Annotated in this window: 17 protein-coding genes and 1 tRNA gene; 10 read left to right on the forward strand and 8 right to left on the reverse strand. The window is 31.2% G+C overall.

Going from position 1 to position 17,175, the window contains the following annotated elements; translation table 11 throughout:
* The first annotated feature begins 38 nt into the window (after positions 1–38).
* Positions 39–1,511 (forward strand): Asp-tRNA(Asn)/Glu-tRNA(Gln) amidotransferase subunit GatB, encoded by a 1,473-nt coding sequence (gatB, locus tag EU96_RS08355; RefSeq protein WP_032525847.1) that lies wholly within the window; start codon positions 39–41, stop codon positions 1,509–1,511.
* A gap of 4 nt (positions 1,512–1,515) precedes the next feature.
* On the opposite strand, the gene coaE is transcribed toward gatB, so the two are convergent.
* Positions 1,516–2,133: a dephospho-CoA kinase gene (coaE, locus tag EU96_RS08350; RefSeq protein ID WP_032525756.1), complete on the reverse strand. Its 618-nt coding sequence runs from the start codon at positions 2,131–2,133 to the stop codon at positions 1,516–1,518.
* Between the two features lie 76 nt (positions 2,134–2,209).
* Between coaE and argJ the strand changes: the two genes are divergently transcribed.
* Complete coding sequence (argJ, locus tag EU96_RS08345) at positions 2,210–3,448, forward strand: bifunctional glutamate N-acetyltransferase/amino-acid acetyltransferase ArgJ (RefSeq protein ID WP_032525757.1); 1,239 nt, start codon at positions 2,210–2,212, stop codon at positions 3,446–3,448.
* A 168-nt stretch (positions 3,449–3,616) separates the two neighbouring features.
* Here argJ and EU96_RS08340 read toward each other — a convergent pair whose 3' ends face one another.
* Entirely contained in the window at positions 3,617–4,282 is a 666-nt protein-coding gene (locus EU96_RS08340; protein ID WP_032525758.1) for a ParA family protein, read from the reverse strand.
* A gap of 152 nt (positions 4,283–4,434) precedes the next feature.
* Between EU96_RS08340 and EU96_RS08335 the strand changes: the two genes are divergently transcribed.
* Positions 4,435–5,397: an aldo/keto reductase gene (locus EU96_RS08335; RefSeq protein ID WP_032525759.1), complete on the forward strand. Its 963-nt coding sequence runs from the start codon at positions 4,435–4,437 to the stop codon at positions 5,395–5,397.
* Positions 5,398–5,406: 9 nt separating this feature from the next.
* Here EU96_RS08335 and EU96_RS10110 read toward each other — a convergent pair whose 3' ends face one another.
* Positions 5,407–5,544: a hypothetical protein gene (locus tag EU96_RS10110; RefSeq protein ID WP_193741288.1), complete on the reverse strand. Its 138-nt coding sequence runs from the start codon at positions 5,542–5,544 to the stop codon at positions 5,407–5,409.
* 482 nt (positions 5,545–6,026) lie between these two features.
* Here EU96_RS10110 and EU96_RS08330 point away from each other — a divergent pair, with 482 nt between their 5' ends.
* Positions 6,027–7,151, forward strand: a complete 1,125-nt coding sequence (locus tag EU96_RS08330) for a THUMP domain-containing class I SAM-dependent RNA methyltransferase (RefSeq protein WP_032525760.1) — start codon at positions 6,027–6,029, stop codon at positions 7,149–7,151.
* Position 7,152: 1 nt separating this feature from the next.
* Here EU96_RS08330 and EU96_RS08325 read toward each other — a convergent pair whose 3' ends face one another.
* Together EU96_RS08325 and EU96_RS08320 are read right to left on the reverse strand one after the other, a co-directional pair.
* On the reverse strand, positions 7,153–7,539 hold the full coding sequence (locus tag EU96_RS08325; RefSeq protein WP_032525761.1) for a phage holin family protein: 387 nt from the start codon (positions 7,537–7,539) through the stop codon (positions 7,153–7,155).
* Between the two features lies 1 nt (position 7,540).
* On the reverse strand, positions 7,541–8,002 hold the full coding sequence (locus tag EU96_RS08320) for a hypothetical protein (RefSeq protein WP_032525762.1): 462 nt from the start codon (positions 8,000–8,002) through the stop codon (positions 7,541–7,543).
* Positions 8,003–8,190: 188 nt separating this feature from the next.
* On the opposite strand from EU96_RS08320, the gene EU96_RS09980 reads away from it, so the two are divergent.
* The 4 genes from EU96_RS09980 (at position 8,191) to EU96_RS08305 (ending at position 13,530) form a co-directional block, all read left to right on the forward strand.
* On the forward strand, positions 8,191–8,328 hold the full coding sequence (locus EU96_RS09980; RefSeq protein ID WP_002806908.1) for a hypothetical protein: 138 nt from the start codon (positions 8,191–8,193) through the stop codon (positions 8,326–8,328).
* Positions 8,329–8,411: 83 nt separating this feature from the next.
* A complete protein-coding gene (locus EU96_RS08315) occupies positions 8,412–8,774 on the forward strand; it encodes a hypothetical protein (protein WP_032525763.1) in 363 nt (120 codons plus the stop codon).
* 76 nt (positions 8,775–8,850) lie between these two features.
* Positions 8,851–12,441, forward strand: coding sequence for a chromosome segregation protein SMC (gene smc / locus EU96_RS08310; RefSeq protein ID WP_032525764.1), 3,591 nt, complete (start codon positions 8,851–8,853; stop codon positions 12,439–12,441).
* Positions 12,442–12,486: 45 nt separating this feature from the next.
* Positions 12,487–13,530, forward strand: a complete 1,044-nt coding sequence (locus EU96_RS08305) for a PRC-barrel domain-containing protein (protein WP_032525765.1) — start codon at positions 12,487–12,489, stop codon at positions 13,528–13,530.
* A gap of 3 nt (positions 13,531–13,533) precedes the next feature.
* On the opposite strand, the gene EU96_RS08300 is transcribed toward EU96_RS08305, so the two are convergent.
* Entirely contained in the window at positions 13,534–14,799 is a 1,266-nt protein-coding gene (locus EU96_RS08300) for a hypothetical protein (protein WP_032525848.1), read from the reverse strand.
* A gap of 24 nt (positions 14,800–14,823) precedes the next feature.
* Positions 14,824–14,905: transfer RNA gene (locus EU96_RS08295), tRNA-Leu, on the reverse strand.
* A 261-nt stretch (positions 14,906–15,166) separates the two neighbouring features.
* Between EU96_RS08295 and accC the strand changes: the two genes are divergently transcribed.
* Entirely contained in the window at positions 15,167–16,513 is a 1,347-nt protein-coding gene (gene accC, locus EU96_RS08290) for an acetyl-CoA carboxylase biotin carboxylase subunit (protein WP_032525766.1), read from the forward strand.
* A gap of 18 nt (positions 16,514–16,531) precedes the next feature.
* Here accC and EU96_RS08285 read toward each other — a convergent pair whose 3' ends face one another.
* Complete coding sequence (locus EU96_RS08285; RefSeq protein ID WP_032525849.1) at positions 16,532–16,837, reverse strand: YggT family protein; 306 nt, start codon at positions 16,835–16,837, stop codon at positions 16,532–16,534.
* Positions 16,838–16,927: 90 nt separating this feature from the next.
* Here EU96_RS08285 and psbX point away from each other — a divergent pair, with 90 nt between their 5' ends.
* On the forward strand, positions 16,928–17,113 hold the full coding sequence (gene psbX / locus EU96_RS08280; RefSeq protein ID WP_032525767.1) for a photosystem II reaction center X protein: 186 nt from the start codon (positions 16,928–16,930) through the stop codon (positions 17,111–17,113).
* The last annotated feature ends 62 nt before the right edge of the window (positions 17,114–17,175 follow it).

Here is a 17,175-nt window from a genome sequence, read left to right on the forward strand (position 1 = left end):
CTTTATATCCAATAAAATTAATAAAGAGACTTTTAATAATGAACAATTTGGAATCTTGGGAAGCTGTGATTGGTTTGGAAACTCACGTACAGCTTAATACGAAAAGTAAAATATTCACATCTGCGTCAACAGCTTTTGGTGATGCACCTAATACGCATATAGATCCTGTAGTTTGTGGTTTACCAGGAACTCTTCCAGTTTTGAATGAGACTGTTCTTGAGTATGCTGTAAAAACTTCTTTAGCATTAAATTTAAATGTTGCAGAACATTGTAAATTTGATAGAAAACAATATTTTTATCCTGATCTACCTAAAAATTATCAAATTTCACAATTTGATGAGCCACTAGCTGAAGATGGCTGGCTAGAAATTGAAATAATAGAAAAAGACAAAGAACCTTATATTAAAAAAATTGGTATAGAAAGACTACATATGGAAGAAGACGCCGGTAAATTAGTTCATTCAGGCAGTGACAGATTAGCTGGTTCTAAGTATTCCTTAGTTGATTACAATCGTGCTGGAATAGCGCTTTGTGAAATTGTAAGTAAACCAGATATTAGAACAGGTAAAGAGGCATCTGAATATGCTTCTGAGATTAGAAGAACAGTGAGATATCTAGGTGTATCAGATGGAAATATGCAGGAGGGTTCATTAAGATGTGATGTCAATATTTCAGTTAGAAAAGGCCCTAATGCTCCTTTTGGTACCAAAGTGGAAATTAAGAATATGAATTCATTTTCTGCAATTCAAAAGGCTTGTGATTATGAAATAGCCAGACAAATAGAAGTTTATGAAAATGGAGGAGAAATTTTCCAAGAAACAAGGCTATGGGATGAAGCTAAGCAATTAACAAAAAGTATGAGACTAAAAGAAGGTAGCAGTGACTATAGATATTTTCCTGATCCTGACTTAGGACCAATTGAAGTAACAAAAGCCCAAAAAGAAATATGGTTTAGTGAATTACCAGAATTGCCTTCAAAGAAAAGAAATAAATATGTAAGTGAATTTGGGTTGTCTGCATATGATGCAAGGGTAATTTCTGATGAAATTAATATGGCAAACTTTTTTGAAGAAACAGTAGCCAATGGTGCTGAGGCCAAACTAGCTTCAAATTGGGTAACAAGTGATATTGTGGGCTATTTAAAAGCAAACAAACTTAGTTTTAGTGAATTAAAGCTTAGTCCCGAAAATCTTGCTGAAATGATTAATATGATTTCAAAAAATACTATTAGTGGAAAAATTGCAAAAGAAATTTTACCTGAACTAATTCAAAAAAATATTTCTCCAGAAAAATTAGTTGAAGAAAAAGGGTTGGCTATGATTTCTGATTCTTCAAGTATTTTACCAATAATCAATGAACTTATTAATGAACATCCAAATGAAGTTCAAGCATTTAGAAATGGTAAAACTAAATTACTTGGTTTTTTTGTTGGTCAACTTATGAAAATAACTAAAGGTAAGGCTGATCCTAAACTTGCAAATAAACTTCTTGCAGAAAAGTTGAATAGCTAAAGCTTCAAAGAAGCTCTTTTATAGTATTAATCCATTTATTTTGGTCATCTGAATTATCTAAAATAATATCTGAAAGTTTACTTTTTTCTTCAAAACTTAATTGAAAATTTATGGTTTCATATGCTTCTTTTTCGCTAATTTTATCTCGTGTGATAAGTCTTTTTTGTTGTAGATCTATAGGACATTTAACTAACCATATTTCAGTGCAAATATCTTCAAATTTTGCTTCAAATAATAATGGAATAACCATTACTATAGTTTGATTATTTTTGTATTGACTGCATTCTTGAATCATTTTTTCTTTAATTAAGGGGTGAAGTAGTTTTTCAATCCATTTTTTACTTTCTGAATGTTTAAAAATTATGTTTCTTAAAAGTTTTCTGTTTATTGCTTTCTCTGAATTGTTCGTATTATCAATTATTTGATTTCCAAAATAGTCTAAAATTTTTTTATATCCATATGTGTTTGGTTTGATTAATTCTCTTGATAAATTATCTGCATCTAATATCGGAATTTTTTTATTTTTTCTAATGTAATCTGTTATGGTTGTCTTCCCACTCGCAATACCTCCTGTTAAACCAATTCTTCTTTGGTTAGTTTTTAATTGTTGAAGAATATCCATATATTTAATAATAATCTAATTATCTATTTCTTTAGTATTAAAGGGAAGTTAGTATGAATTAAAAATATAAAAAAGATTGAGCCAGTCTGATTCCACTTGGTCGTTTGTTGATGAAGGTAATGAAACACCTAAGGGTTTTCTTTTTGCTGGGATTTCGGCTGGATTAAAAGCTTCTAATAAGAAAGATTTAGCACTTATATTGGCTCCAAAAGGAAGTATTGTTAGTGGAATGTTTACCCAATCAATAGTTCGCGCTTCTTGTGTCGATATTTGTGAGGAAAGGATTAAAAAATCTTCAGGTTTTGTTCGAGCAATACTAATTAATTCTGGCCAAGCAAATGCATGTACAGGAAATCTTGGAAATCAACATTTGCAAATTGCTACGGCAAAGATTGCAGAACTTTTAGGAATAAAAGAAGAAGAAGTTTTAATGTGCTCAACTGGTGTAATTGGAGTTCCTATAAAAATAAAAGATTTAGTAAAAAATTTACCGAATTTAGTTAGTGATTTAAAAGTTAACAGCTTTCAAAATGCAGCAGAAGCAATTTTAACTACTGATTTGACTGTGAAAAAAGTTTTAATAGAGACGATTATTCAAGGTAGAAAGATAAAAATAGCAGGATTAGCAAAAGGATCAGGAATGATTTATCCCAATATGGCTACAATGCTCGCTTTCCTGACCTGTGATGCGGGTATTGAGAAAAAAGAATGGGACAAAATGATTTCTATTTCTGTAAAAAAATCTTTTAACGCAATATCAGTTGATGGAGAGACAAGCACAAACGACTCTTTTGTTGGAATAAATGCAGGAAATAAAATTGATAAAAGATTTTTGCCAATTATTCAACAAGGCATTGACATTGTATGTCAAAAATTGGCAAAAGACATTGCTAGGGATGGAGAAGGGGCAAATTGTTTATTAGAAGTTTTAGTTCAAGGAACAAAAAATACTGATGATGCAATTATCGTTGCTAAATCGATATGTAATTCTGCATTGGTAAAAACCGCGATACATGGCTGTGATCCTAATTGGGGAAGAATCATTTCTGCTGCAGGTAATTCTGGCGTTAAATTCAATCTAAATGATGTTGACTTAAATATAGGTAGCCATAAGATTTTGGAAAAGGGCAAGTTAAATAAATATGATTCGCAAAAAGTCACAGACTATATTAGGTCCAAAATGAAAGGTAGATATTTAGTAGATGATATTGTACAAATTATGATTAATCTAAACTCTGGCAAATCCAAAGGCAAAGCTTGGGGATGTGATCTTTCTAAAAAGTATGTTGAAATAAATAGCGAATATACTACTTGAGTTTTAGTAAATCTATTGGTAAATATTCATTAATATAAAGAAACAATATTGTTAAAGTTCCAATTACAGAACCTATAAAACCTCCAAAGAAATTAACGAATAATCCAGAGTTTGTAATTACTGTCTCTTCGTTTTTCTCTCTCTCAAAATCAGGCGCATCTACTACTTTTAAGCGCTGATTGGTTGTTGGTTGTTGTTGGTGTCGGATGAGGGCTTCGAAATCAGGCATGGAATTTGTGAGGCAATTGAACAATAAGCAGACCAGCCCGTCATTCGACGAGGATCTGATCTACCTAAATCGTCTACAGCTTCAAATACAGCATTACCCGAGGCTTCTGCTTTATCGAACGCTGAAAGTAAGGGTATAAATGTTTCAAAAACATATAAACCAAAATTCTCTAGAGCTGCTTTAGCTTGTTGAGCTGCTTTTTGCTGTCTAAAATCAACTTTTACTATCACTACTGCATGGTTAACTTTTAAGTCGCTTAATAAATTAGCTAGTTCAACAGTTAACTCTACTGATCTTGCTTTCGCAGTGGTAGGTAAGATTACTAAATCTGAACCATACGCTAAGTGTTTTAGTTCTTCTTGATCACTGCTGGCTTGTCCATCAGTTATTACGATTTCTGATGATCTGGATGCTTTTGCAGCTGAGCTGACTGGGAAAACTGGAAAAGGAAGATTACCTCTTGATGAGTATGCTAATGCTGATCTATTCTTGTCGGCATCGACTATGCAAACTTTTTTACCTTCAGAATGCCAAACACTTGCCAAGTGAATACTTGTGCAGGTCTTAGCCACTCCTCCTTTTTGGCCGCAAACAGTAATAAACAATTTTTTATTTTTATTTCTTTTACTTTGGAGAATAATTTCTTAATGTCAATAGAAATTTATTCTTAATGATTTAAAACTTATTTTTTTTGAAATATTTCAAAGAGGTCAATTTTTTCAGATAACCTTATAAAGTGCTTAATTTATATAGGCTAGTGAAGAAAAGAATTGGACTAGGTACTTGGTCTTGGGGGAATAAGCTTTTTTGGAATTACAAATCTGCAAATGACGATGATTTACGTGAGACATATAATGAAGCATTGAAAAGAGGTTTTGATCTAATTGATACTGCAGATTCTTACGGTACTGGGAATCTTCAGGGTAGAAGTGAATCATTGATAGGCAAATTTTTACTAGATACTCCTTATGCAAAAAAGAAAAGAATTCAAATAGCAACTAAACTAGCACCTTATCCCTGGAGAATTGGTAATAAAGGTTTTAATAAACCATTTTTAAAAAGTTTAGAAAGGCTTAATAATAAATTAGACATAGTGCAATTGCATTGGTCAACTGCAAAATATAATCCTCTCCAGGAATTAGGACTGTTGAGTAATCTTTGCGATTTAAAAGATCAAGGATTTGATTTTCAAATCGGTTTATCAAACATAGGTCCTAAAAGGTTGCAGAAATTAATTAATTTTTTGTCAACAAGAGATCAGAGGATAAAAAGTGTTCAGATACAGTTTTCTTTACTTGCTCCAGAATTACAAAAACAATATCAGGTGCAAAAAATTTGTGTAGAAAATAATATTGATTTCTTTGCTTATAGTCCTCTATCATTTGGAATACTTTGCATTGATCCAGATAAAGAAGAAAATAGAGAAAGCAGTTTTATTCGAAATCTATTATTTGAAAACTATAGAAAACCAACATATGAGCTCCGGAGGTGTCTTAAAAGGATCGCGAATCAAAGATCAGTTTCACAAGCTCAAGTAGCAATTAATTGGTGTTGTTACCAAGAAACTATTCCACTTGTTGGAATGCGAAAAAAATCTCAAGTTATAGATGTATCCAATGTATTTAACTGGAATTTAAATAAAGATGAATTTAATGTACTTCAGGAGGTTTCAAAAAGTTGTTTAAAAAAAATGCCTAAAAATCCCTTTTCAAGTGTTTAGGTAAATTTTTTAGTTAGATATATCCTTATTTTTTTTAATTTGATAACTACTATTCCATAGTTCAGCAGGAAACTTTTCACCAGTGAATCTAATAACTTTAGGATTGAGATTTCTTAATAAGTCATTTAAGTTTTTATTAGAGAACATTTTAAAGGATTGGACTTTTTAATAAGATAAATTAATTTATAGCTAATCTTCTAAGTATTTATACTTATAAATTTAGAAAATTTTTTTTTAATACAGGCAATTGCAGCAATATTTACAAACTAAGAAATTATCTAATACAACTTCTTAGTTATTTAAAAAAGTAGAGTCCTTCCAGACTCCTCGTATCATTTGGTTGATAAGGCTGATATAACCCCATCTCCTTAAAGATCAAGCAGCAACTGGTGCTGTTTGACGGGAGAAACTAACGATTTTGTTAGCGTTTGTGTTTTTGCTCTAACCGAGCAGGCTTCAGTCACCTTCCTTATGCCCCGTCGAAACCATTACAACCCCAAAAAGTGGAGTTGAGCGGAATCGAACCGCTGTCCGAAACATCGGTTGAGATCACCTAGTCCAATTGGACATTTATATTCTGACAGGCAAAATGAGTATTGAATAGTTTTTTTAGTAAGTTTTTATCTTATATGAATGTAGTTGCATCAGCTCCAGAGGGACTAGAGAAATATTTAGCTGAAGAAATTTCAAATTTAGGTGGGTTTAATATTAATATTTATAAAAGATTTATTAATTTTGAATGTGATTATGCAACTTTTTACAGAGTTCATTTCTATTCCAGATTAGCTTTTCGTTTTTATAGAGAAATTGCAAGTTTTAAATGCTATGACAAGCAATCTTTATATGAGGGGGTTAGAGATTCATTTGATTGGTTAGATTGGTTACATTATGAAAAAACGTTTAATGTTCAAGTAACTGGGAGAACATCTTCTTTAAGACATACTCATTTTACTGCTCTTGAGGTTAAAAATTCTATCACTGATTTGCAACAAGTAGCTTGGAATAAAAGATCAAATATTTCTTTAGATAATCCTGATTTTATAATTCATCTTCATTTAAATAATAATAAAGCGATTATCAGTCTTCAAAGTAGTGTGGAAAGCTTACACAAACGAGGCTATAGACCCGCAGTAGGAAATGCACCATTAAAAGAAAATTTAGCTTCTGGATTGATAAATATGACTAAATGGAATGGTAAAGTTCCTTTAATTGATATTATGTGCGGCTCAGGAACTTTTTTAATTGAAGCTGTTAACCAATTTCTTGAAGTCCCTATCAATATTGATCAAGTTTATCTCTTTGAGAATTGGTTGGACTTCAGGACAGATATTTACCTTATTGAAAAAAATCAAGCAAAAAATAAAATTATAAATTATGAAAATTTACCAAAAATTATAGGCTGCGAAATTAATAAAAAGGTTTTTGAGCAGGCGAAAGTAAACACATCATTAGCAGGCCTCGAAAATTATATTGAACTTATAAATAATGATTTTTTAGATCTCCAATTAAAATTCACACCTGGAATAATTATATGTAATCCTCCATATGGCAAAAAATTGGGTGATGAAAATGAATTAATTGATCTATATGAACAAATTGGAATCTTTCTAAAGAATAACTTTTCAGGTTGGGAATTTTGGTTGCTTAGTGGAAATCCAAAATTAACAAAATATTTAAAAATGAAATCGTCTTTTAAAATTCCTGTTAGTAATGGGGGGATTGATTGCAGATGGATAAAGTATTTAATAAGGTAATTTATTTCTTGCCTAAAACGGCTTTTGTTGTTTTGCCTAAACCCTCTAATGTTTGAGGAAGATAAGGTCCTTTAGCTAATTTTCCTCCTAGCTTCAAACTCAAACCTGCAAGAAATAAATCGATAAATATTATCAGTAATAAATTATATTCAGTATTCCAATTATTGTAGTTTTTTAGAAAGAGATAGAAAAGAATATGGATGGAAATTAGAACTAATAATAGTAATGTGCTTCCAATTGCCAAAAATATTGCACCACTAATTATTCTTGTTTTTTCTCTATCTACTTCTTGAAGAGCTATTCTTACGTGCAAATCCATTACTGAACTTGCAATAGCTGAAATTCTGGAAGCGGTATTTGCAAAGTTTTTATTTTTTGGTTTTTCCATATTATTTTCTACTACTGTTTAGAAGAGTTCCTATGAGTAACCCAATACCAGCGGCAATAGCGATAGATAATATTGGTTTTTTTCTAATTGGACTTTCTATTTTTGGTCTAAGTGTATTGTTAAGTTCCTCTAATAAATCTTCTAATTGACTTTCGATAGGTTCAATTTGTTCTGATATCTCCCACTTATTTTCTCGTATTGAATCAATGATTTCAAATAGTTGGCTTTTTATTCCAACTGCGGAGGTTCCAGTATGGCTTGCTATTACTTCAACTAAATCATCAATACTACCTTTTGTGGCATCAAGGGTTTGCTGAGCAATGGTAGGCCATTTTTCTTTTATTAAAGGTATTAAACTGTCAATTTTTTCAAGTAACCATTTCTCCGAGATAACTTCTTGTTCAGGAAGTTCAGAGCTATCTTCTTTTTCTTCTACTTCTTTGGGAGGATGGTAGGTCTCCATTATTGAAACTTGTTTATTTTAAGATTAGACCCTATTTTATTAATTTGAAACCCTTATCTAAAGATTTGTGCGATTTATACAGAATAAAAACATATAAAAGTTTATTTACATTTTATTTATCTGCTCTATTCTGCATGAAGGTTTTGTTAAGCTATTACTGAATTTATTAAATGAGTTTAATTTTTATCATGGATATCACATTTGCATCATTAATTTTTGCATCTCGCACAATCCCTACAGATTTTGGATTAGTAGCTGCAGCTATCGCTGGGGCAGGAAGTTTGCTATTCATTGCTTTAAGATTTGTCCCTGATGCAAGTAATTAAATAACAGGAAATATCTTAAAGAAAATATATTTTTATTTAAACATTGCTTTAAAAATAGATTAGATTTATTGTTCAACTAAATAATGAATAAATGGGTTTTGCTTGAACATAAAGTTTATTCTGCTAACTCTTTAGATATTCATTACGATTTCCTTGTTGAAAATGGAATAGATTGTTTAACTTGGAAATTTTTTAAACTACCTTTATTAAATCAAGCTTCTATAGAAATTCTTAAACAGCCAAATCATAGAATTGTATGGCTATCAAGGTCGGAACACGAACTTTCTGGAAATCGAGGCTTCGTAAAAAGAATCGATCATGGAATATTTAAAAACGTTTCTAATAAATTACACTCTGAATGTTTTCGATTCATTTTGGATGGTGAACTTCTTTATGGTTTGTTTGAAATTTCCGGTAATTCTTGTAGATTGAGCAAAAATAATTAATATTCATTTATAAATAATCGTAATGTTTCTATTGAGATTTTTTCAAAGTTAGTTATTCTTATTTAGCTATTGAGACTTGAGATTGGTACATATCAATCAGGTCGAATTTGAAAATTTTAAATCTTTTGGGGGCATTGTCAAAATTCCTCTTGAAGAAGGCTTTACAGTTGTTACTGGGCCTAACGGTTCTGGGAAAAGTAATATTTTAGATGGAATTTTATTCTGTTTAGGTTTAGCTAATAGTAGAGGGATGAGGGCAGAAAGATTACCAGATCTAATAAATAACTCCAAAGTCAAAGAGGGTAAGTCATCCGAAACATTTGTATCGGTAAAATTTAATATTCAAGATTGGTCTCCCAGAGAGGACCTTCCACCTTTGGAACTAGAAGAAGAAGAAATTACTCTTAATAAGGGTCAAAAAGAATGGGTTGTTTCTAGAAAATTAAGGCTTATGCCGGGCGGTTCTTATGCTTCGACTTATACTTCTGATGGGAAACAATGCACCCTGCAACAAATACAGAGAATATTAAGGGATATTAGTGTTGATCCTGAGGGCAGTAATGTTGTTATGCAGGGTGATGTAACAAGAATAGTATCAATGAATAATAAGGAGAGGAGAAATCTTATTGATGAATTAGCAGGAGTAGCACTTTTTGATACAAGAATAGAACAAACTAATGCAAAATTAAATGACGTTTTTGAAAAACAAGAAAGGTTTGAAATTTTAGAAAATGAATTGCAATCTAGTAAATATAAGCTTGAAAAAGAATGTGAAAAAGCAAAGCGATATAAAGAGTTAAAGGCAAAACTGCTTCAAATAATGGAATTAGAGAAAGTTCTTATTTTTGATAAACAAGTTGAGCATGTTAAATATATAGAGAAAAAAGAAACTGAAATTAAAAAAAATAAAATATTATTTAATGAACAAAAAGAATCTATTAATAAAGAAATAGCAGTCTTAGAAGGTGCTTTGAAAATACTGGTTGATGAGCTTAAGGAGAAAGGAGAGGATACTTTGATAAAAGTCAATTCTGATATTGGAAGTATTAATTCTAGCTTGAGAGAACTTGATAGGATATCAATTTTAAATAAAGAAGAGGGCATTAAATTACAAAAGCAGAGAGATGAAATTTCAATATCTAAGAGAAAAATCGAGTCAGAAAAAATGAGACAAGAAATTTTTGATGATAATTTTTTAAATAAATTGAACTTGCAAATTGATGATCTCACTTTAAAACATAAATTATCCAGAAAAAAACTTTCTGATGCAGCTGGAGAATCTGGAGAATTCTCAAAACAAAGTATCAAATTGAATTTTGAGCTTGAAAGTATAAAAAATAAAATTAATCCTTTGGAAATAAAAAAAAGGAAAGTTGAAGAAGAAACTATCCAAAATAATATTCAAAGGGATGAAATATCTTCTCAGATCGACGCTTTAGCTTTAGAAAAGCAGAAACTTGTAGATGGAAATCAAAGAAAAAAAGAGTCATCCGACATAAATAACAATAACTTGGCAAGTAATAGCTCCGAAATTAATTCTTTAAAAAATCAAATTGATTTATTAAATAAAACAAAAATAAGGCTAAATAACGAGCAATTAAGGCTTGAAAAGGATTTATCTAGATTTGAAAGTAGAAAGGAAGCTTTAAATGAGTCTAGAGGTTCATACGCTCTCAGAATTCTTTTAGAAGCTGGGTTAGAAGGTATACATGGTTATGTAGCTCAACTTGGAGAGGTCAGTGAGAAAAATAGATATGCATTAGAAATTGCTGCTGGAAATAGACTCGGACAAATTGTTGTTGACAATGATCATATTGCAGCTAAAGCAATTGAAATCCTTAAAAAGAAGAAAGCTGGAAGATTAACTTTTTTACCTTTAAATAGAATTAAAAGTCAAAATATGAATTACGCAATTTCAAGATTTGAAAATAACAGAGAGACTGGATTTATTGATAAAGCTATTAATTTAATTACTTTTGATGAAGTTTATGAAGATGTTTTTAGATATGTTTTTGGAGGCACGTTGGTTTTTTCAGACTTGGCCTCAGCTAGGTTATCTAAACAAAAAATTAGGTTGGTAACTTTAGGTGGTGAATTATTAGAAGCAAGTGGTGCTATTACAGGCGGCAGCAAGTTAAATAAAGATTTAGCTTATAGATTTGGAATTAATAATGATCTTGATGATTCTAGCCCTATAAAAGAAAGATTATTGGTTATTGAAGAAGCTTTAAAAGAGTCAAATAATGATTTGACCATAAAAAATAACATACTAAATAAATTAAATTCTAACCGTAGTCAAATAATTGAGGATTGTGCCTCATTTAACAAAGAAATTGAAGTAAATCAAAATTCTCTTGGTGTTGTCATGCAAAGAATTGAGGATTGTAAATCGAGATTAAAGAAACTTGATAGTGCTAATAATTCATTAGTTGAGGAGTTCGAAAGTTTAAAAAATCAATTAAAGCCTCATCATGAAAAGTTTGATCAATTGAAAATCATTCTTCAGGAGAATTATAAAAAAAATCAAAAATCATCATTAATAGCATTTAATAATGATTTTAATAATCTTGATAAAAAACTAGAATTACTGATTAAGGAAAGAGATACATTATTAGATAAGAAGAATCAATTTGCGTTGAATAAAGAACGTATCAATAATTCATTAAAAATTACATTGTTACAAGAAAAAAACTTGCAGGAATCTATCAAAGAACTGTCAATTGCTCATAGTGAATGGATACAAAAAAGAGATAAATTTAAAAAAGAGCTTTTAGTTCTAGATAATCAAAAAAATTCCTTAGAGAAGGATTTAGGTTTATTGAGAAGGAAAAGAGATGAATTAAACTCTTCAATTTCAAATAAAAGGCAAGAACATAATAACTATTTATTAAAGCTGGAATACCTTGAAAGAGATACGAATTCTCTTAAAGAAGAGTTGAGGAGTGAGCAAATAAAATTAGAAAATTATAGAAAAGATCTACCTAATCCTTCCCCGAAGTTTGGAGAGTATGCAGGGAGGAGTCTTGAATCTTTGCAATCAGAAATCACGATTGTAAATGCAAAACTACAAAGCTTAGAACCTGTTAATATGCTTGCTCTTGATGAATTAGAAGAATTAATTGAGAGATTAAATGGTTTACGAGAAAAATTAGAAATTCTATCTAATGAAAGATCTGAATTATTGTTGAGAATAGAAACTGTATCTACTATGCGTCAGGAAGCTTTTATGCAAGCATTTGTAGAAGTTGATAAACATTTTAGAGAAATTTTTGCAAATTTATCTGATGGAGATGGTTTCCTTCAACTTGAAAATCCTAATTCTCCTTTGGAAGGAGGATTAACTTTAGTAGCTCATCCTAAGGGGAAAAATGTCAGAAGATTAGCCTCTATGTCAGGGGGTGAAAAATCATTAACTGCTTTAAGTTTTTTATTCGCTTTGCAAAAGTATAAACCTTCACCTTTTTATGCATTAGATGAGGTTGATAGTTTTTTAGATGGTATAAATGTTGAAAGGTTGTCAAAATTAATATCTAATCAGTCATCAAATGCTCAATTTATAGTCGTAAGTCATAGAAGGCCTATGATTAGTGCGTCTGAACGAACAATTGGTGTTGCTCAAGCAAGAGGTGCTAATACTCAAGTTGTTGGGTTACCAAATGCTGCATAAACACACTTTTTTAAATTTATACGTCAGAATGATAAAAAGTTATTTATGAGTTTGTCTAACACATCTACAAATAAGAATCGCCCTAATTCAGTTCCTAGCGAACGTTTATGGTTAAGGTCAGAATTGATGGGAACACAAGTTATAACTACTGATACTGGGAGGCGTTTAGGGGTAGTTGGTGAAGTTGTTGTTGATATTGATAGAAGAGAGGTGGTCGCTTTGGGACTAAGAGATAATCCACTTACAAGATTTTTACCAGGCTTGCCAAAATGGATGCCCTTAGAAAGTATAAAGCAAGTTGGAGATGTCATATTAGTCGACTCCCTAGATTCTTTGAGTGAAAGTTTTTCTCCAGAAAGATATGTAAAGGTAATTAATTGTCAGGTGATTACAGAATCTGGACAACTTTTAGGCAGAGTTCTTGGTTTTTCGTTTGATATCGAGACTGGGGATTTGATTTCTCTTGTCATGGGTGCAGTTGGTGTTCCACTATTAGGTGAGGGAGTTTTAAGTACTTGGGAAATTCCTGTTCAGGAAATTGTAAGTAGTGGTACGGATAGGATTATTGTTTATGAAGGTGCTGAAGAGAAATTGAACCAATTAAGTAGTGGATTCCTTGAGAAACTTGGAGTAGGAGGTTCTTCATGGGATGAACGGGAAGCAAATGGATACTCAGCAAATCTTGTACCAGTTGAGAATCAGTTACTATCTGGTTCGGAATCAGAACAACAAAATAATTTGGTTGAAGAATATGAGGAAGTTGTTGATCAAGATGATTATGAAGATGATTATGAAGATGAACTTGAATATGTTGAAATCAATGGTTCTTCAGAAGAAATAAAAAATAAAAAAAAGTTATATATGGATGATGATTATTCTGAGCAGATCAAGAATCAAAATTCTGTTAATCAAATAGATGAAGAAAAGAATATTGATTTTCAGCAAAAGAGAAAATCAAATACTAAGTTAGTATCGAAAAGACCAATTCAAAACGCAACAGAAACTTTAGATATTGAACCATTAGATGAAAACAATTTATTTAAAGATAATGAAAAATCAGAAAAGTTTGAAATTGATGATCCATGGTAATTGTCAAATTTTTTTTACTGCATTAATAATTATAGAAGCAAGTTTTTTTGCAGCACCTTTTTCGCCTCTTTCTTTGTGTAATGAATCTCTAATACTTTGTAATTGATTGCTATTCTTGATAAGAAATAATACTTCTCTTGCAATTTTTTTAGGCGAAATATTTCCTATTCTTTCAGGGACAATCATTTTTTTAGCTTTAATATTTGGCCAAGCAAAAAACTTCTTTTTTTTAAAATAAAAATATTTGATTATAAAAGTTAGGAGTTTGTTGATGAATGAAATTTTCCCAATTACTCCAAAAATCCCATCCCAGGCATTCATCATATCAAAATGTTGAGTTGGTAGAACAACTAACATTGGAAGAGAAATTGCTGCTAATTCGGCAGTATTTGCTCCTACAGTTGTAATTGCAAGATCACATTCTTTTAATATTTCATAGCAAGGATGTTTCTTGATTAAATAAATTTTTGTATTTTTTGATGTTTCAATTACATAATCAAAACAGGAGTCATTGATGTTCTTAATTGTTTTTATGTTTGATGAGTAATATTTTGCGATTGGATTTCTCTCGCTTTGAAAAAATAAATATTCACTTTTATCAGTGGTTGGTGCAATGGGAATTATAAAATTTATATTTTTATTTTCTTCAGCTATATGATCTGCAATTTCTAAGAAGAAAGGAATTCCAACAGAGAGCTTTGCTTTTTTAGAACCAGGCAACAAAGCAATATGATGTTTTTCTTTGTTTTTTAATGATATTGCACTATTAAGTTTGATATCTTCCATCAAATCGCCAATTATCTGACATTTATATTGATATCTTATAGGAATTAACTCTTTTACTTTTACATTCATAGCAGCAATTTCGTTTGTCCATTGAGGCCATCGCGAAATCCATTCAGCATATGTGATATTTAAATAACCTAATCTTTTAGCTAGTAAAATGCTCCAAAATTGATCCCCCCCAAGGAAAATAACCACCCCTTTTTTTGGCCAATTCCCAAAAGAACATGGCTTTATCAAAAATTTCCAAAAACTCTTGGATTTTATGATTAATTCAAATTTATTCCATGAATTTGCAACTAAAAATTCTTTACCAGTCGCATTTGGACAAGGAACAAGGACTAATCTAAGAGTGAAATCGAGTTTATTATCATTAAATAGAGATTTATTTATTTTGTTAAGCTCATCTACTACAGGACTTACCCATGTAGCTAATTCACCAGGACCATTAGAAACTATAACTACTGCAACTGATTTTTTTTTCATTGCAGTTGAACCAGAATAAATAAATGCGGACGGCGAGACTTGAACTCGCAAGGCCTAAGCCACACGCTCCTTAGACGTGCGCGTCTACCAATTCCGCCACGTCCGCAAAGGGTTTTCAAGCACCGGCGGGTAACTAAACCTTAAAGATATAATACATTATTGACTGAAATAAGGATGTAATTCTAAAAGAGAATTTTGGAATATGATGAATTATTTTTCTATTGCATAAAACAAATATTTATACATATATAACGTTCTAGGTTGTATTGTAAAAAATGTCCTCTGATCACTAAAAAAATTTTGTTAAGTACTTTGGCAAAGAATTTTTATTTTAAGTCATTTTCATTTCTTCAATTTAATTTTCATAATGGTTGAAAAAGTTTTAATTGCTAATCGTGGAGAAATAGCTTTGCGAATTGTCAGAAGTTGTAGAGAACTAGGTATTGCAACAGTTGCAGTTTTTAGCACAGTAGATAAAAAAGCATTGCATGTTCAGCTTGCTGATGAAGCGGTTTGTGTTGGAGACTCGTTAAGTAATAAGAGTTATTTAAATATTCCAAATATACTTGCTGCTGCTACATCGAGAGGAGTTGATGCTATTCATCCTGGTTATGGATTTCTTGCTGAAAATGATAAATTTGCTGAGATGTGTAATGATCACGGCATAGTTTTTATTGGCCCATCTCCTAAAGCTATTAGATCTATGGGAGATAAATCTACAGCTAAAGAAACTATGGAGGCAGTAGGAGTTCCAACAGTGCCTGGAAGTAAAGGCTTGTTATCAAATGTTGATGAGGCTTATAAATTGGCAGATAATATAGGTTATCCGGTAATTATAAAAGCCACTGCTGGAGGAGGTGGAAGAGGTATGAGGTTGGTTGAAAAGGCTGATAATCTTGAAAAAATGTTTAAAGCAGCTCAGGGTGAAGCAGAAGCAGCTTTTGGTAATGATGGTTTATATATGGAAAAATTTATAAAGAAGCCAAGACATGTAGAAATTCAAATTTTGGCGGATAGGTCGGGTAATGTTGTTCATTTAGGAGAGCGAGATTGTTCAGTTCAAAGAAGACATCAGAAGTTATTGGAAGAGTCTCCCAGCCCTGCAATTAATACTGAACTAAGAAAAAAAATGGGAAATGCAGCTATTGCCGCTGCAAAAAGTATCGGTTACGAAGGAGCTGGTACAGTTGAATTTTTAGTTGATGATGATAATTTTTATTTCATGGAAATGAATACTAGGATTCAAGTTGAACATCCTGTTACTGAAATGGTTACAGGAGTTGATTTAATAGCTGAGCAAATTAAAATCGCAAGCGGAGCAAACTTGGAATTTAATCAGGATGATATCCATTTAAATGGTCATGCCATCGAATGTAGAATCAATGCTGAAGATCCTGCTCATAATTTCAGACCATCGCCTGGAAAAATAACTGGGTGGCTTCCTCCTGGTGGCCCTGGTGTAAGGGTGGATAGTCATGTTTATACCGGTTATGAAATACCCCCATTCTATGACTCTTTAATTGGTAAATTAATAGTCTGGGGGAAAGATCGTAATACTGCAATTAAACGTATGAATAGGGCTTTAAATGAATGTGCTGTAACGGGAATTCCTACAACAATTAACTTTCATCTAACGTTACTGAATAAAGCTAAATTTAAGGAAGGTAAGATACATACTAAATATGTAGAAGAAGAATTATTGCCAAATTACTGAGGAATAATTAAATTACCTCTATGTTATGTGTGTATGCAATGCAAGTTTTATAAGCCCTTGTTGACCAACTAAAATTTCTCTTAAAAAGCTTATAACTCCAATCCAAATTACCGGTCCTACATCTACTCCTCCTATAGGGGGAATTAATTTTCTTGTTAAATTAAGAATAGAGCTTGATGGTATTGAAATTAATAACCATAAACCTTTAGTTAAATCAATTTTTGGGTACCAAGTCAGAATTAATCTTATTAAAAAAACTAAGGTTAGATATGATAGAGAAATTCCTAAACTAACATCTAAAATTTGGAGAACGTTTATAAGCAAGGAAATCACAATTATTTAATTCATCTTAATAAATAACCCATTGAAACGTATTTAATTCGTATTATAAATTGAGAATTTAAAATTTAAAAAGTGTTTCAAATCTCAAATTTATTACTAGCTGCAGATGTTTCTTCTGAAGTTGCAAATAATTCAGCAGTTGGAATGATAGGTAGTTTTATTGCTGCCGCTTTACTTATTGTTATTCCAGCCACTGCATTTTTAATTTTTGTGAGTCAGAAAGACTCCCTCAATCGTACTTCTACTGGAAGACGCTAGTTTTTGTAGAAGTTTTAAGTACACTATATATATAGGGTGATTTAAGTCACCCTTTAAAAAAT

Origin of the sequence: Prochlorococcus marinus str. MIT 9302, from assembly GCF_000759975.1 — a bacterium.
Lineage (GTDB): Bacteria > Cyanobacteriota > Cyanobacteriia > PCC-6307 > Cyanobiaceae > Prochlorococcus_A > Prochlorococcus_A marinus_M.

Coding starts and splice junctions, on each gene's coding strand:
- EU96_RS08300 (WP_032525848.1), bottom strand. CDS start 14,799: ATGAAAAAAAAATCAGTTGCAGTAGTTATAGTTTCTAATGGTCCTGGT.
- EU96_RS08315 (WP_032525763.1), top strand. CDS start 8,412: ATGAATAAATGGGTTTTGCTTGAACATAAAGTTTATTCTGCTAACTCT.
- EU96_RS08320 (WP_032525762.1), bottom strand. CDS start 8,002: ATGGAGACCTACCATCCTCCCAAAGAAGTAGAAGAAAAAGAAGATAGC.
- EU96_RS08325 (WP_032525761.1), bottom strand. CDS start 7,539: ATGGAAAAACCAAAAAATAAAAACTTTGCAAATACCGCTTCCAGAATT.
- gatB (WP_032525847.1), top strand. CDS start 39: ATGAACAATTTGGAATCTTGGGAAGCTGTGATTGGTTTGGAAACTCAC.
- coaE (WP_032525756.1), bottom strand. CDS start 2,133: ATGGATATTCTTCAACAATTAAAAACTAACCAAAGAAGAATTGGTTTA.
- EU96_RS08305 (WP_032525765.1), top strand. CDS start 12,487: ATGAGTTTGTCTAACACATCTACAAATAAGAATCGCCCTAATTCAGTT.
- EU96_RS08330 (WP_032525760.1), top strand. CDS start 6,027: ATGAATGTAGTTGCATCAGCTCCAGAGGGACTAGAGAAATATTTAGCT.
- EU96_RS10110 (WP_193741288.1), bottom strand. CDS start 5,544: ATGTTCTCTAATAAAAACTTAAATGACTTATTAAGAAATCTCAATCCT.
- accC (WP_032525766.1), top strand. CDS start 15,167: ATGGTTGAAAAAGTTTTAATTGCTAATCGTGGAGAAATAGCTTTGCGA.
- EU96_RS09980 (WP_002806908.1), top strand. CDS start 8,191: ATGGATATCACATTTGCATCATTAATTTTTGCATCTCGCACAATCCCT.